Genomic DNA, 13,378 nt, shown 5'->3' with positions numbered 1-13,378 from the left:
ACATAAATTGAATTTTAGCAAAATTTTATCAATAAAATAATTTGAGCGATTTTCTCAAAAAAGTAATTTTTATAAAATATATTTACATCACTGTAAATTTTATTCACTTTAGACATTCTATTTTGACTACAACAATCTCAAATTCAACATTAACGGCTTCTATAAATCATCTTGGAGCTGAATTGTTTTCTATAAAAGACAACCAAAACAAAGAATATATATGGGAAGGAAACCCTGATTTTTGGGGAAAGCATTCACCAGTTCTTTTTCCTATCGTAGGAACTTTAAAAAACAACACTTATAAAATCGATAGTAAAGAATATAATTTACCGCGTCACGGATTCGCGCGTGACATGGAATTTCAATTGATTGAAAAAACTGAAAACAAAGCTGTATTTTCTTTACAATCTTCTGAGGAAACGTTGACAAAATATCCTTTTAATTTTGAATTACTGCTTATTTATACTTTAAATGAAAATTCTTTAGAACTTGAATATAATGTTATCAATAATGGAGCCCAAAAAATGCCTTTTTCAATTGGAGCTCATCCTGCAATTGCATTACCTGACAACTTTGAGAATTATGCTTTTGAATTTGAAAAAGAGGAAAATCTAAAATATTATCTTCTTGAAAATGATTTAATTTCATCAAAAACTAAAATTTTAGAAGCAAAAAACAAAATTGTTCCCTTAAATTATGAGCTTTTCAAGAATGACGCTTTAATTTTTAAAACATTAGAATCTAAATCTTTGACTATTCTTGAAAATTCAAAACCTTATGTAAAAGTTGATTTTAAAGATTTCCCAAGTTTAGGTTTATGGACTAAAGAAAATGCTCCGTTTGTTTGTATTGAACCTTGGCTTGGTTATTCTGACACGAATGAAAATTCTGGAAATTTATATGAAAAAGAAGGAATTTTAACTTTAGAACAAAATAAAAGCTTTGTTGCGAAATTTAGCATTACAATACTTTAATACCGTCACAATGTTAGAATTTAATTTTTCTCCTTTTCCTGTTATGGAAACGGAACGTTTACGATTAGATCTTCTTCAAAATTCAGATGTAAATGAAATTTTTCAATTGCGTTCTAATCCTGAAACGATGAAATATATTCCGCGACCATTGGCAAAAAACAATGAAGATGCTTTGGCGCATATCAAAATGATTTTAGACAATATTGAAAACAATATCGGTATTAATTGGGCAATTAGAATAAAAGACGAACCAAAACTATTAGGAATTATTGGATTCTATAGAATGCAACCAGAAAATTATAGAGCTGAAATTGGCTATATGATTTTGCCAGAATTTCACGGAAAGGGATATGTGCCTGAAGCCGTAAAAAGACTTACAAAATATGGTTTTGAAGATTTAAAGCTACATTCTATTGAAGCTGTTATTGCTCCAGAAAACTATGCTTCTGAAAAAGTGCTTCAAAAATGCGGATTTACGAAAGAAGCGCATTTTAAAGAGTCTGAATTTTATAACGGAAAATTTTTAGATAAGGTAATCTATTCATTACTAGAAAAATAGATTTTTACACTTGTTAAATCTTATGTTAACACAATAGATATCTGCCTTTATGCGTTATATTTGCGCTCGAAATCAGTTAAAAAAAGCTGATTTTGAATACGAAAACATTTTTATGAAAAAAATATCAGCCCTTATTGTTCTTTTATTTTGTATGCAATTACAAAGCCAGACTTTTGTAAAATTTAATGGAGCGACAGCTCTATTATTAGTTCCAAATGTTGGAATAGAAACCAGCATTGGTAAAAAAACGACTTTTAGTGCCGATGTAATGGCTTCATTTTGGGAGTCATTCAATGGAAATCACCCAATGAAATTTATTACGATAACTCCAGAAATACGTTACCATTTTAAAGAAAAATATAATGGTTTTTATGCCGGAGCCCATATTGGAGCAGATAAATACGAACTACAAAAATGGAACTATTGGGACAGCAATCATTATGAAGATGGCTTTGGTTATAGAATTGGAGCAACTGTTGGTTACAACATCAAATTAAACGATAAATTTTTACTTGATGTTTTTGTTGGAGGCGGTTGGCATCAAGGATTTTATCATGGTAAATATAATGATGGAACTCCTGGACGATATGAAAAAACGGTTAACTGGAATAAAAGTGGCGAATGGCTTCCGTACCGTGGAGGAGTTATGATTTCTTATAAATTATAAAAATCATCCTAGTTTAGAAAGTGTTTTAATATAAAGACTTTCAACTTTTTTACGAGCCCAATCTGTTTTTCTTAAAAAAGTAAGACTCGATTTTATACTTGGATTAGAAATAAAACACTTTATAGGAATTAATTCTCCCAAAGTATCAAAACCGTAAAAATCGACTAAAGTTTCGACAATTTTTTGAAGTGTAATTCCGTGTAAAGGATCTTTTGATTTATTTTCCATTTTATACTTTTTAAATATATCAAAAAGACCGTACTGCAAAAAAGTACGGTCTTTCTTTTTTTGTAAAATTACGAAATAGAATTTTACATCAATCAAATAAAGAATAATTAGAAAACGAATTTAAATTACAGAACAAACTTAAAAGCAAACATTTTAGTCCCAGTTGATTAAAATCATAGAATTAAAAAAAACTTTAATTATCTTGTGCCTTGATAAAGTTTTCAATTTTGTCTTACATTTGCACTATGTTAAAATCAGTCAATATATTAAATAAGAGAGCGCGATTTGATTATGAAATAATCGATACCTATACTGCTGGAATCGTTTTGGCAGGTACCGAAATCAAATCTATACGTTTAGGAAAAGCAAATATTACAGAGAGTTTCTGCGAGTTTAGCGGTATGGAACTTTTTGCTATCAATACTTACATCGAAGAATATTCTTTTGGAAATCAATTCAATCACAAATCAAGAAGTGAGCGAAAATTACTTTTAAACAAAAAAGAATTAAAAACACTTCACAAAAGTGTTCAGGCAAAAGGACTAACAATTATTCCGTTAAAACTATTTACCAACGAAAAAGGTTTGGCAAAACTGCAAATCGGACTTTGTAAAGGAAAGAAAAACTACGATAAACGCGAATCTTTAAAAGAACAAGATACGAAACGCGATTTAGACCGTATAAAAAAAGCTTATAATTAGTAAGCTTTTTTAATTTTAAGCATAAACTTCTATTTATTAGTATTTTATAGTTATTTTTACTTATAACCAATTTAACTGTAAAATATGAAAAAGTACTTTATTTTGCTGATTGCCAGTTTTGCATTTATAGGATGCGGCAGTAACACCACTATCGTCAACAGTTGGAGAGATCCAAAAGTAACTGTTGCGCAGGAACAATTTAAAAAGGTTTTGGTTGTTGCTTTAGTCAAAGACGAAGCTTCAAGGCGAATTGCCGAAAACAGAATTGCAGCAAGTAATCCTGTGTTTAAAACTTCATATCAATATTTAGGTGTTGCGGATCAACTTACTAAAGAACAAAAACTAAAGGTTCTTCAAGATGAGAATTTTGACGGAGTTGTCAGTATGCGTTTAGTCAGCAAAGAAAAGGAAACCACCTATGTACCTGGAACTTATACAGGAATGTATTATGGAGGATTTGACGGAATGTATACAGGAATGTATGGTTATGGTTTCGGTAATTGGTACGGTATGTATTCTCCTAATTTTTACGATCCGGGTTATTATCAGGAATCGACTTTATACATGGTAGAGACCAATGTTTTTTCATTAAAAGAAAATAAATTAATCTGGACAGGAACTACAGAATCTCAAAATGTTACAGATTTAGGACAAACTGTAGATGCAATTATGTTAGCAGTAGTCAAGGAAATGAGAAAAGACGGCTCTTTACCTCCAAAATAAAATCAAAAAAGCAACTAAATAAAAGTTGCTTTTTTTTACACAAATAAAATTGACTAAATTTGTCAAGACTAAATTTTTCATAATGAAATCACTTCTAAAAAATGCTAGAGAACAAAAAGGTTTAAAAACCCGCGAATTGGCACAACTTGCAGGAATTGATCAGGCTTTGATAAGCAAATTTGAATCTGGAACGCGAAAACCAACAAAAGATCAAATCATTAAACTGTCTCAACTTTTAGAAATTGATTACGAAACTTTAATGGTCGCTTGGCTTAAGGAAAAAATTCTTTATGAAATTGGTGACGATGAATTTGCATTGAAAGCTTTAAAAGTTGCTGAAGATGAAATCAAATACAACAAAACAGTTTCTAATCTTAAACTTTCTACTTCTTTAGAGAAAATATTAAAAGAGATTGATATTTTAAAAGACAAATTAGACTCTTACAGGCAATTCGACAGTTTTAAAATTAGACAAGCTTTAGAACTTGAATATACATTTGAAAGCAATAGAATCGAAGGAAATACAATGACACTTCGTGAAACAGATATGGTTATTAATGAAGGCTTAACGATTTCTGGAAAAAGTATGCGAGAACATTTAGAAGCCATAAATCATCAAGAAGCAATTGGTTTTATCAAAGATTTAATGAACAAAAATAATTCATTAAATGAACGTGATCTTTTGTCTATTCATAATTTAATTTTGAGAGGAATAATTCCCGAAGATGCGGGACGTTATAGAAAAGTTCAGGTTATGATTCAAGGAAGCAGTCATATGCCTCCACAACCTTTACTTGTTCCGCAGGAAATGGAAGAATATTTTATTTGGTACGAAATCAACAAAAATAAATTGCATCCTGTTGTTTTAGCTGCAGAAATGCACGAAAGATTAGTCACAATTCATCCTTTCATTGATGGAAACGGAAGAACTTCAAGACTAATAATGAATTTAATTTTGATGCAAAAAGGTTATCTAATTGCTAATATTAAAGGTGATTATGAAAATAGAATGCGCTATTATCAATCTTTAGAAGTCGCTCAAACTAAAAAGGATAAAGAAGATTTTTTGCTTTTTATAGCTCAAACACAAAAAGAAAGCTTAGAAAGATATATTGGAATTCTAACTCAATAAAAAAAGCCCAGCTTAAAACTGGACTTTCTTATTAATTTTTATCTTCTAATAAAGGAACAAATCTAAATTCTCCAAACTCATGCTTTTCAAATTGAGTTTCATTCTTTCTAATTAATAAAGTCATAATCTGAACGTCTTCTCCAAGCGGAATAACTAGTCTTCCTCCTATTTTCAATTGTGCCATTAAGGGTTGCGGAATAAACGGTGCGCCCGCTGTAACTATTATGCTGTCAAAAGGTGCAAAATTAGGAAGTCCTTTGTAACCATCGCCAAAAGATACATGTTTTGGACGAATATTTAATTTCGGAAATAAGATAGAAGTCTGTTTAAACAATTCTTTTTGTCTTTCTACAGTATAAACTTTTGCACCAAGATGAAACAAAACCGCTGTTTGATATCCAGAACCAGTTCCAATCTCCAAAATTTTATGGTCTTTTTGCACTTCTAAAAGCTGCGATTGAAAAGCAACAGTGTAAGGTTGAGAAATAGTCTGCCCAGCACCAATAGGAAAAGCCTTATCTTGATAAGCAAAATCTTCAAAACTAGAATTCAAAAAAAGGTGTCTCGGGATTTTTTTTATTGCTTCTAGAACTGTCTTATCAGTAATTCCTTTTTGCTCTAAAGTGGTTACTAATTGATTACGAAGTCCTTGATGTTTGGCAGTATCTTTCAAAATTGGGTAGGTTTTATTTTCGCAAAAATAAGAAACAAAACAGGATTTCAAATATTGATTTTTAAATAATAAATTAATACAGTCGAAAGTTCAAAGCCAAAAGTCAAAAGGGCGCCTCTGATAATTTATAATTCATGATTCTGAACTCACAATTAGCTAAATTCATTTTTACATTCAACAAATAAATTCTATTTTTGTTTAAAATACATTCTCATGTTAAAAGTAGGAGTTTTAGGTGCTGGTCATCTTGGTAAAATACATTTACGCTTATTACAACAATCTGACAAATACGAATTAGTTGGATTTTACGACGAAAATCAAGAAAATGCCGAAAGAATCTCAAAAGAGTTTGGCTATAAAAATTTCAGCACTATTGCAAAACTTATTCACGCTGTCGACGTGATTGATATTGTTACTCCTACCCTTTCGCATTATAAATGTGCAAAAGTTGCCATTAAATCAGGAAAACATATTTTTATTGAAAAACCAATTGCAAATACGGTTGAAGAAGCTGAAGAAATTATCGCTTTGGCAAAAGAATACAACGTAAAAGGGCAAGTTGGGCATGTTGAGCGCTTTAATCCTGCATTTATTGCCACAAAAAACATGATCGAAAATCCGATGTTTATAGAAACGCATCGTTTGGCTGAATTTAATCCACGCGGAACAGACGTTCCTGTAGTTTTGGATTTAATGATTCATGACATTGATGCTATTTTAAGTGTTGTTAATTCCAAAGTAAAAGATATTCACGCAAGCGGTGTATCTGTAATTAGTGATACTCCAGATATTGCCAATGCTAGAATTGAATTTGAAAATGGCTGTGTTGCTAATTTAACTGCAAGCAGAATTTCATTAAAAAATATGCGTAAATCCCGTTTCTTTCAAAAAGATGCTTACATTTCAGTAGACTTTTTAGAGAAAAAATGCGAAGTCGTTCGTATGAAAGATGCGCCAGAGGTTCCAGGAGATTTTGATATGATTCTACAAAATGCAGAAGGTGTAAAAAAACAAATCTATTTTACAAATCCTGATGTTGAACAAAATAACGCTATCTTAGACGAATTAGAATCTTTTGCTAACGCAATCAATACAGATACTACACCAGTTGTAACACTAGAGCAAGCAACAGATGCTTTGCGCGTAGCGTATCAAATTATTGAATGTTTCAATAAATAATTAAAACAAAAAATTAAAATATTGGCCACGAAAGTCACAATCAAGTTGTGAATTCGTGGCTTAATCGTAAAATAAAATACCATCAAACAAATGAAAACAATAGCTGTAATTGGAGCAGGAACAATGGGCAACGGCATTGCTCATACATTCGCACAAAGCGGATTTACTGTAAAATTAATTGACGTTTCTGAAAAATCATTAGATAAAGGAATGGCAACTATTGCGACCAATTTAGAACGTATGCTTGCAAAAGGAACAATTACGCAAGAAGATGTTGCTAAAACAATAACCAATATTATTACTTACACAGACATTAAAGATGGTGTTGTTGGCGCAGATTTAGTTGTAGAAGCGGCTACAGAAAATGTTGAATTAAAGCTAAACATCTTTAAACAATTAAATGAATATTGCTCTCACAATACTATTTTAGCTACTAATACGTCTTCAATTTCCATTACACAAATCGGAGCTGTTGTAGCACATCCTGAGCGCGTTATCGGAATGCACTTTATGAATCCTGTGCCGATTATGAAATTGGTTGAAATCATTCGTGGATATAATACAAGCGATGAAGTAACCAAAATCATCATGACTTTATCTGAAAAATTAGGCAAAGTTCCTGTTGAAGTAAACGATTATCCAGGTTTTGTGGCAAACAGAATTTTAATGCCAATGCTAAACGAAGCTATCGAAACTTTATACAACAAAGTTGCAGGAGTTTATGAAATCGACACGGTAATGAAATTAGGAATGGGACATCCAATGGGACCGCTTCAATTAGCTGATTTTATAGGTCTTGATGTTTGTCTTGCCATTTTAAATGTAATGTACGAAGGTTTCAAAAATCCAAAATATGCTCCTTGCCCATTATTAGTAAATATGGTGAGAGCTGGGAAATTGGGAGTGAAATCTGGAGAAGGTTTCTACGATTATAGCGAAAGCAAAAAAGCAGAAAAAATCTCGAAGCAGTTTTTATAAACTTTAATTAATTTATGAAAAGAGTATTTTCTTTAGTCATTCTGATTGTTTGTAGCTTAATTGCTCTTTATTGGTACAAACCAATGACTATTAAATATTTCTTTGGAACAACCCGAATCTTAAAACAAGAGAATAACTATCAATTAGATATTAACAACAAGAAATACAAAAATTGTGTCTTCAAAAGTACTCAAAGTTTTGACAAAAAAAGAAAACACAATTTTTTAATTCTATATTTAAGGGATTTAAATCTAAAAGCAAATTTTGAAGTAATAGTCGTTAATCTTGATGATAAAATAGTAGGTTATTTTTGTGGTTCTGTTAACTGCTATGATAAAATTTTTGGAAATCTTTATCAAAGTGATATGGGTTCTTTTTACACATACTTAAAAAATGAGGCAAAAGGACCTGGATTTGATCCTAAATTAAAAATGGAAGATAAAAAGATAGATTTTTACATTCCGTCAGAAAGAAATGAAAAATTACATGTTCAGCTTTCAAAAAAATAAATAAAAATGTCAATAGCATCAAACTTAAATACAATTAAAACTTCATTACCTGAACACGTAACTCTCGTTGCTGTTTCAAAAACAAAACCTGTTTCAGACTTGACGCAGGCTTACGAAGCTGGACAACGCATTTTTGGAGAAAACAAAATTCAGGAAATGACGGAGAAATGGGAACAAATGCCAAAAGACATTCAATGGCATATGATTGGCCACGTTCAATCGAATAAAGTCAAATTTATGGCGCCGTATGTAACTTTAATTCACGGTGTTGACAGTTTGAAATTATTGCAAGAAATCAACAAACAAGCTTTAAAAAACAATAGAATTATAGATTGTCTTCTTCAAATTTATATTGCCGAAGAAGAATCTAAATTTGGTTTAGACGAAAATGAATTAAATGAACTTTTAACTTCTGTAGAGTTCAAAGAGTTGAAAAATATTCGTATATTAGGTTTGATGGGAATGGCGACTTTCACCGAAGACCAAAACCAGATTAAAAAAGAATTTACCCATTTAAAATCCATTTTTGATTCAATAAAAGAATTGAAAGCTGAAAACTGTAATCTAAGCACAATATCGATGGGAATGTCTGGAGATTATCAATTAGCGATAGAATGCGGAAGCACAATGGTTCGCATTGGAAGCAGCATTTTTGGAGGAAGATAATTTCGACATCAAATCCTGTAAAGCGAACAAATAATACGCCTTTACAGAAAAAAACTGAATACTAAAAACTGAGACTGAACACTAAATTTGTACGCAATACTAGACATAGAAACCACTGGGGGGCAATTTAATGAAGAGGGAATTACCGAAATCGCTATCTATAAATTTGATGGGCATGAAGTAGTTGATCAATTCATAAGCCTTGTCAATCCTGAAATTCCAATCCAACCGTTTGTTGTAAAACTTACTGGAATCAATAATGCTATGTTGCAGTCAGCTCCAAAATTCTATGAAGTTGCGAAACGCATTATCGAGATTACTTCAGACTGCGTAATCGTGGCTCACAATGCATCTTTTGACTATAGAATTCTTAGAACCGAATTTAGACGTTTAGGCTACGATTTCGAAGCCAAAACTCTTTGTACTGTAGAATTAGCAAAAAAATTAATTCCAGAACAACCTTCATACAGTTTAGGAAAACTAGTTCGTGCACTCGGAATTCCGATGGCAGACAGACATCGCGCCAGCGGAGATGCTATGGCCACGACTAAGCTTTTCAAAATGCTTTTAGAAAAAGATGTTGAAAAAACAATCGTAAAAGATTTTATAAAACTAGAAGTCGAAAAAGGAATTTCTCCAAAATTTCTGGATCTAATTAATCAAATGCCTGCAAAAACAGGTGTTTATTATATATACAACGAAGCAGGTACTCTAATTTATATTGGCAAAAGCCAAAATATCAAAAAAAGAGTAAATCAGCATTTTACAGGAATTACAACTAAAAGCAAAAGAATTCAGGCAGAAGTTTTTACAATTACTTATGACGAAACGGGAAGCGAGTTAATTGCACTCTTAAAAGAAAGTCAGGAAGTAAAAATCAACCGACCTCGATACAATCGTTCACAAAAGAAAAGCGTTTTTCCTTTTGCTCTATATGCTGAAAAAGATGCTAATGGATACATCAATCTAAAACTTGAAAAAGCCGACGGACGCAAAAAAGAAATTACATCTTACGCTTCTTTACAGGAAGGCAAAAACGCACTTTTCAAAATCACAGCAAAATACTTTTTATGTCAAAAACTGACTGGTTTATACCAATCTAAAAAAGAATGCTTTCAGTATAAAATCAAAGAATGTGACGGCGCATGCATAGGTGAAGTTGCTCCAGAAACTTACAATTTAAGAGTTCAACAATTTATTTCAGAAAATAGTTTTGAAAACAAAAGCATGATTTTAATAGACAGAGGCAGAAACGTTAATGAAAGAAGTGCCATTTTAATCGAAAATGGAGCTTACAAAGGTTACGCGTATTACGATTTAAATTATCAAATCACGAATATCGAAATCTTAAAAAACATTCTTATTCCGATGCAGCACAATCGCGATGTAAAAAACATTATTCAAAATTATATTCGCAAAAGTAAATCATTAAAAATACTTCATTTTTAAGACAGTAAAAATTGGATTATCTTTAAGGATATGAAAAACACAAAATCACAGTACGAAATCTTTAGAGAAAAGGTCAAAATCGTTCTATATGGCACCAATACCATTTTAGGGCGAATGTTCGATTTAGTATTACTGGGTTTAATTTTACTGAGTGTTCTTTTAATAATGTTAGATACCGTTCAAGGAATCAGTTCTAAATATCACGAACAACTAATAATCTGCGAATGGGTAATTACAATATTCTTTACAATCGAATATATTTTAAGGATAATTTCTATTCAGAAACCTGTCAAGTACATTTTCAGTTTTTACGGAATCATCGATTTACTTGCCGTTTTACCAATGTATTTATCCATATTTTTTCCTGGCGCGAGCATTTTATCGATTGTAAGAGCGTTACGTTTCTTACGATTATTCAAAATTTTGCATATTCCACAAATCAATCATCAATCCCTGCAATTAAAAGAAGCAATAGAAGCCAGTAAAGAAAAGATTCTAGTTTTTATCTATTTTGTGCTCATCAGTACCGTAATCATCGGAACCATAATGTACTTAGTCGAAGGCAGAGAATCAGGTTTTACGAGCATCCCAATGGGAATTTATTGGACAATAGTCACCTTAACAACAGTCGGTTATGGAGATATTTCTCCGCAAACGCCACTTGGACAATTTATAGCAGCATTTGTTATGATTTTAGGTTACGGAATTATCGCAGTTCCAACAGGAATTGTAACTGCCGAATTTGCCAAAAGCAGTTTAAGAAACAATTCTGTAAGCGGAAAAAAAACATGCCGAAAATGTCAGTCACAAGTGCATTTTGACAACGCAAAATATTGTTACGAATGCGGAACCGAACTGCCAAATAATTAATTTTAGAAGCCAATCCAGCTGTACATTCCAACTCCTCCTTATATTTGTAATTTTTTAAGGCATAAAAGGAGTTTCTCCCGAAGCGTCGGGAGTCGCTCTTTTACACCAAAAAAATGCAACAAATATAAGTCCGGGGTTTTCATTTCCATCTGGGCTAAAAACTATGAAATACCTAATTACCATTGTCGGACCAACAGCTATAGGCAAAACAGCCTTAAGCATTGCTTTGGCACAACATTTTAAATGCGAAATCGTTTCTTGCGACAGTCGTCAGTTTTTCAAAGAAATGACTATCGGAACCGCCGTTCCAAATCAGGAAGAATTAAGTTCAGCCAAACATCATTTTATTCAAAACAAATCTATTTTTGAAAATTATACCGTTGGCGATTATGAAAAAGAAGCTTTAGCCAAAATTGAAGAACTATTTCAAACCAATGATTTTGCAATTCTTATTGGTGGCTCAGGTTTATATGTCGATGCTATTTTAAAAGGATTCGACGAATTTCCAGAAATCGATTCAAAAGTTCGTTCTGAAGTAAATTCAAATTACGAAAAACTCGGAATCGAATATCTTCAAGAACAATTAAAAAACCTGGATCCTGATTATTATCAAAAAATAACTCTTGAAAATCCGCAGACTTTACAAAATCCACAACGAATGATGCGTTTTGTAGAAGTTTGCATTGGATCTCAAAAACCATATTCTTCTTTTCTAAATCAAAAGAAAAACAATAGAGACTTCACTCCTATTTTAATTGGTTTAGATGCCGACAGAGAAATTATTTACAGCAGAATCAATCAGCGTGTAGATATTATGATCAACGAAGGTTTGCTTGAAGAAGCAAAAACATTATATCCTAATAAAGCGTTAAATGCGCTGCAAACGGTCGGATATAGAGAATTATTTAGTTATTTTGACGGAGATTTCACGTTGCTTTTTGCAATCGAAGAAATCAAGAAAAACACCCGAAGATTCTCTAAAAGACAATTAACATGGTTCAAAAGAAATGAGAATACCAAATGGTTTGATTATTCGACTGACAGAAATGAGATTATTCATTACATCGAAGAAAATCTAAAATCATCAATCTAAAATCTAAAATCTAAAATCTAAAATTAACAATGCCAATATCTCCAAATTTCACATCAGTTTTAAGTAAAGACTGGGAAATCAATTTCACACAATGCACACCGACAGGATTTTTAAAATATACCGATTTGTGTAATATTTTACAATTAACCGCGGCAGCGCATTCTGAGGTTGGAGGAATTAGCTTTTATGATATGCAAGAATTTCACCAGGCTTGGGTTTTAAGCCGAATGCGAGTTGAAGTTCATTCCTTACCAAAATGGCAGGATGTTGTAACCGTAAAAACATGGATAAACAGTTTAGAAAATTCGCGTTCTGTTCGTGCGTTGGAAATGTATGTTAATGGTAAAAAAATAGTAGGTTGCGAAACCTATTGGGCCGTTTTTAACACACAAACACGTCGTCCAGAAGCACTGGCACTTCCATACGAACATTTTGAATTATTTCCAGAAAACAGAGCAACAGAAGAAGGTTTTTCTAAAATCAATATTAATCACGAAAAAGAAGCCGTTTTTGAAAAAACAGTTTATTTATCTGATTTAGACATTGTAAATCACGTAAATAACGTAAAATATCTAGAATGGTGTTTAGATCATGTTGACCCGAAAAGAATTATGAAACAAGAAGTAAAAAGCTTCGAAATGAACTTTATGAAAGAGCTCTCTTTAAAAGATCAAGTTGTAATTCACGAAAGCGAAGACGACGATCATACAACAGCAACATTCAGTATTACAAAAGGCGAAAAAACTTGTTTTGCTTTAGAATTGCATTGGAAATAAATAGAACTTCAGAAATTTTAAACGTCCTACTTTACCACAATATTGTCATTTCGACGAAGGAGAAATCTTCGCAAGTAGCTCCGCACAAATAATTTGCCAATCTTTGTAGAGTTTCTCGCGAAGATTTCTCCTTCGTCGAAATGACAAACTTTGAGTATTTACTTTTGATAAATAAAAAAAACGATGCAAATTGCATCGTTT

Annotated in this window: 16 protein-coding genes; 14 read left to right on the top strand and 2 right to left on the bottom strand. The window is 31.8% G+C overall.

Translation table 11 applies throughout. The features are described from left to right. Window positions 1–122 precede the first annotated feature (122 nt). The 3 genes from NYQ10_RS13200 (at window position 123) to NYQ10_RS13190 (ending at window position 2,200) form a co-directional block, all read left to right on the top strand. Entirely contained in the window at window positions 123–974 is an 852-nt protein-coding gene (locus NYQ10_RS13200) for an aldose 1-epimerase family protein (RefSeq protein WP_289876788.1), read from the top strand. Between the two features lie 10 nt (window positions 975–984). Then, on the top strand, window positions 985–1,533 hold the full coding sequence (locus NYQ10_RS13195) for a GNAT family N-acetyltransferase (protein WP_289876787.1): 549 nt from the start codon (window positions 985–987) through the stop codon (window positions 1,531–1,533). 112 nt (window positions 1,534–1,645) lie between these two features. Beyond that, window positions 1,646–2,200, top strand: coding sequence for a DUF3575 domain-containing protein (locus NYQ10_RS13190; RefSeq protein WP_289876786.1), 555 nt, complete (start codon window positions 1,646–1,648; stop codon window positions 2,198–2,200). 3 nt (window positions 2,201–2,203) lie between these two features. On the opposite strand, the gene NYQ10_RS13185 is transcribed toward NYQ10_RS13190, so the two are convergent. Beyond that, window positions 2,204–2,428 carry a VF530 family protein gene (locus NYQ10_RS13185; protein WP_289876785.1) on the bottom strand — a complete coding sequence of 75 codons (225 nt, stop codon included), beginning with the start codon at window positions 2,426–2,428 and terminating at the stop codon, window positions 2,204–2,206. Window positions 2,429–2,673: 245 nt separating this feature from the next. Here NYQ10_RS13185 and smpB point away from each other — a divergent pair, with 245 nt between their 5' ends. The 3 genes from smpB to NYQ10_RS13170 all read left to right on the top strand — a co-directional run bounded on the left by smpB (window position 2,674) and on the right by NYQ10_RS13170 (window position 4,984). Continuing rightward, entirely contained in the window at window positions 2,674–3,129 is a 456-nt protein-coding gene (smpB, locus tag NYQ10_RS13180) for an SsrA-binding protein SmpB (protein ID WP_223705569.1), read from the top strand. 84 nt (window positions 3,130–3,213) lie between these two features. Then, window positions 3,214–3,852 carry a hypothetical protein gene (locus NYQ10_RS13175; RefSeq protein ID WP_289876784.1) on the top strand — a complete coding sequence of 213 codons (639 nt, stop codon included), beginning with the start codon at window positions 3,214–3,216 and terminating at the stop codon, window positions 3,850–3,852. An 82-nt stretch (window positions 3,853–3,934) separates the two neighbouring features. Continuing rightward, window positions 3,935–4,984: a Fic family protein gene (locus NYQ10_RS13170; RefSeq protein WP_289876783.1), complete on the top strand. Its 1,050-nt coding sequence runs from the start codon at window positions 3,935–3,937 to the stop codon at window positions 4,982–4,984. Between the two features lie 31 nt (window positions 4,985–5,015). Here the strand turns inward: NYQ10_RS13170 and NYQ10_RS13165 are convergent, their stop codons facing one another. After that, window positions 5,016–5,657 carry a protein-L-isoaspartate(D-aspartate) O-methyltransferase gene (locus tag NYQ10_RS13165; RefSeq protein ID WP_289876781.1) on the bottom strand — a complete coding sequence of 214 codons (642 nt, stop codon included), beginning with the start codon at window positions 5,655–5,657 and terminating at the stop codon, window positions 5,016–5,018. A gap of 213 nt (window positions 5,658–5,870) precedes the next feature. Between NYQ10_RS13165 and NYQ10_RS13160 the strand changes: the two genes are divergently transcribed. The 8 genes from NYQ10_RS13160 to NYQ10_RS13125 all read left to right on the top strand — a co-directional run bounded on the left by NYQ10_RS13160 (window position 5,871) and on the right by NYQ10_RS13125 (window position 13,177). Continuing rightward, window positions 5,871–6,836, top strand: coding sequence for a Gfo/Idh/MocA family protein (locus NYQ10_RS13160; RefSeq protein WP_289876780.1), 966 nt, complete (start codon window positions 5,871–5,873; stop codon window positions 6,834–6,836). A 90-nt stretch (window positions 6,837–6,926) separates the two neighbouring features. Next, a complete protein-coding gene (locus NYQ10_RS13155) occupies window positions 6,927–7,814 on the top strand; it encodes a 3-hydroxyacyl-CoA dehydrogenase family protein (RefSeq protein WP_289876779.1) in 888 nt (295 codons plus the stop codon). Window positions 7,815–7,828: 14 nt separating this feature from the next. Further along, window positions 7,829–8,323, top strand: coding sequence for a hypothetical protein (locus tag NYQ10_RS13150; RefSeq protein ID WP_289876778.1), 495 nt, complete (start codon window positions 7,829–7,831; stop codon window positions 8,321–8,323). Window positions 8,324–8,329: 6 nt separating this feature from the next. Beyond that, entirely contained in the window at window positions 8,330–8,989 is a 660-nt protein-coding gene (locus NYQ10_RS13145) for a YggS family pyridoxal phosphate-dependent enzyme (protein ID WP_289876777.1), read from the top strand. Window positions 8,990–9,076: 87 nt separating this feature from the next. Continuing rightward, window positions 9,077–10,438, top strand: a complete 1,362-nt coding sequence (locus NYQ10_RS13140) for an exonuclease domain-containing protein (protein WP_289876776.1) — start codon at window positions 9,077–9,079, stop codon at window positions 10,436–10,438. A 30-nt stretch (window positions 10,439–10,468) separates the two neighbouring features. Further along, entirely contained in the window at window positions 10,469–11,308 is an 840-nt protein-coding gene (locus tag NYQ10_RS13135; protein ID WP_289876775.1) for an ion transporter, read from the top strand. A gap of 163 nt (window positions 11,309–11,471) precedes the next feature. Continuing rightward, the gene (gene miaA, locus NYQ10_RS13130; RefSeq protein WP_289876774.1) at window positions 11,472–12,401 is read left to right on the top strand and encodes a tRNA (adenosine(37)-N6)-dimethylallyltransferase MiaA; all 930 of its coding nucleotides are present in this window, start codon (window positions 11,472–11,474) and stop codon (window positions 12,399–12,401) included. Window positions 12,402–12,430: 29 nt separating this feature from the next. Then, window positions 12,431–13,177, top strand: a complete 747-nt coding sequence (locus NYQ10_RS13125) for an acyl-[acyl-carrier-protein] thioesterase (RefSeq protein ID WP_289876773.1) — start codon at window positions 12,431–12,433, stop codon at window positions 13,175–13,177. The last annotated feature ends 201 nt before the right edge of the window (window positions 13,178–13,378 follow it).

Source organism: Flavobacterium johnsoniae (genome assembly GCF_030388325.1).
Taxonomy (GTDB): Bacteria; Bacteroidota; Bacteroidia; order Flavobacteriales; family Flavobacteriaceae; genus Flavobacterium; species Flavobacterium johnsoniae_C.
Note: the sequence above shows the minus strand (reverse complement) of the source record. Positions and strands in the feature narration are given on the sequence as shown.

Excerpts from the sequence above, each read along its gene's own strand:
- NYQ10_RS13195 (WP_289876787.1), top strand. The coding sequence starts at position 985 with ATGTTAGAATTTAATTTTTCTCCTTTTCCTGTTATGGAAACGGAACGT.
- NYQ10_RS13190 (WP_289876786.1), top strand. The coding sequence starts at position 1,646 with ATGAAAAAAATATCAGCCCTTATTGTTCTTTTATTTTGTATGCAATTA.
- NYQ10_RS13185 (WP_289876785.1), bottom strand. The coding sequence starts at position 2,428 with ATGGAAAATAAATCAAAAGATCCTTTACACGGAATTACACTTCAAAAA.
- smpB (WP_223705569.1), top strand. The coding sequence starts at position 2,674 with ATGTTAAAATCAGTCAATATATTAAATAAGAGAGCGCGATTTGATTAT.
- NYQ10_RS13175 (WP_289876784.1), top strand. The coding sequence starts at position 3,214 with ATGAAAAAGTACTTTATTTTGCTGATTGCCAGTTTTGCATTTATAGGA.
- NYQ10_RS13170 (WP_289876783.1), top strand. The coding sequence starts at position 3,935 with ATGAAATCACTTCTAAAAAATGCTAGAGAACAAAAAGGTTTAAAAACC.
- NYQ10_RS13160 (WP_289876780.1), top strand. The coding sequence starts at position 5,871 with ATGTTAAAAGTAGGAGTTTTAGGTGCTGGTCATCTTGGTAAAATACAT.
- NYQ10_RS13155 (WP_289876779.1), top strand. The coding sequence starts at position 6,927 with ATGAAAACAATAGCTGTAATTGGAGCAGGAACAATGGGCAACGGCATT.
- NYQ10_RS13150 (WP_289876778.1), top strand. The coding sequence starts at position 7,829 with ATGAAAAGAGTATTTTCTTTAGTCATTCTGATTGTTTGTAGCTTAATT.
- NYQ10_RS13145 (WP_289876777.1), top strand. The coding sequence starts at position 8,330 with ATGTCAATAGCATCAAACTTAAATACAATTAAAACTTCATTACCTGAA.
- NYQ10_RS13135 (WP_289876775.1), top strand. The coding sequence starts at position 10,469 with ATGAAAAACACAAAATCACAGTACGAAATCTTTAGAGAAAAGGTCAAA.
- miaA (WP_289876774.1), top strand. The coding sequence starts at position 11,472 with ATGAAATACCTAATTACCATTGTCGGACCAACAGCTATAGGCAAAACA.
- NYQ10_RS13125 (WP_289876773.1), top strand. The coding sequence starts at position 12,431 with ATGCCAATATCTCCAAATTTCACATCAGTTTTAAGTAAAGACTGGGAA.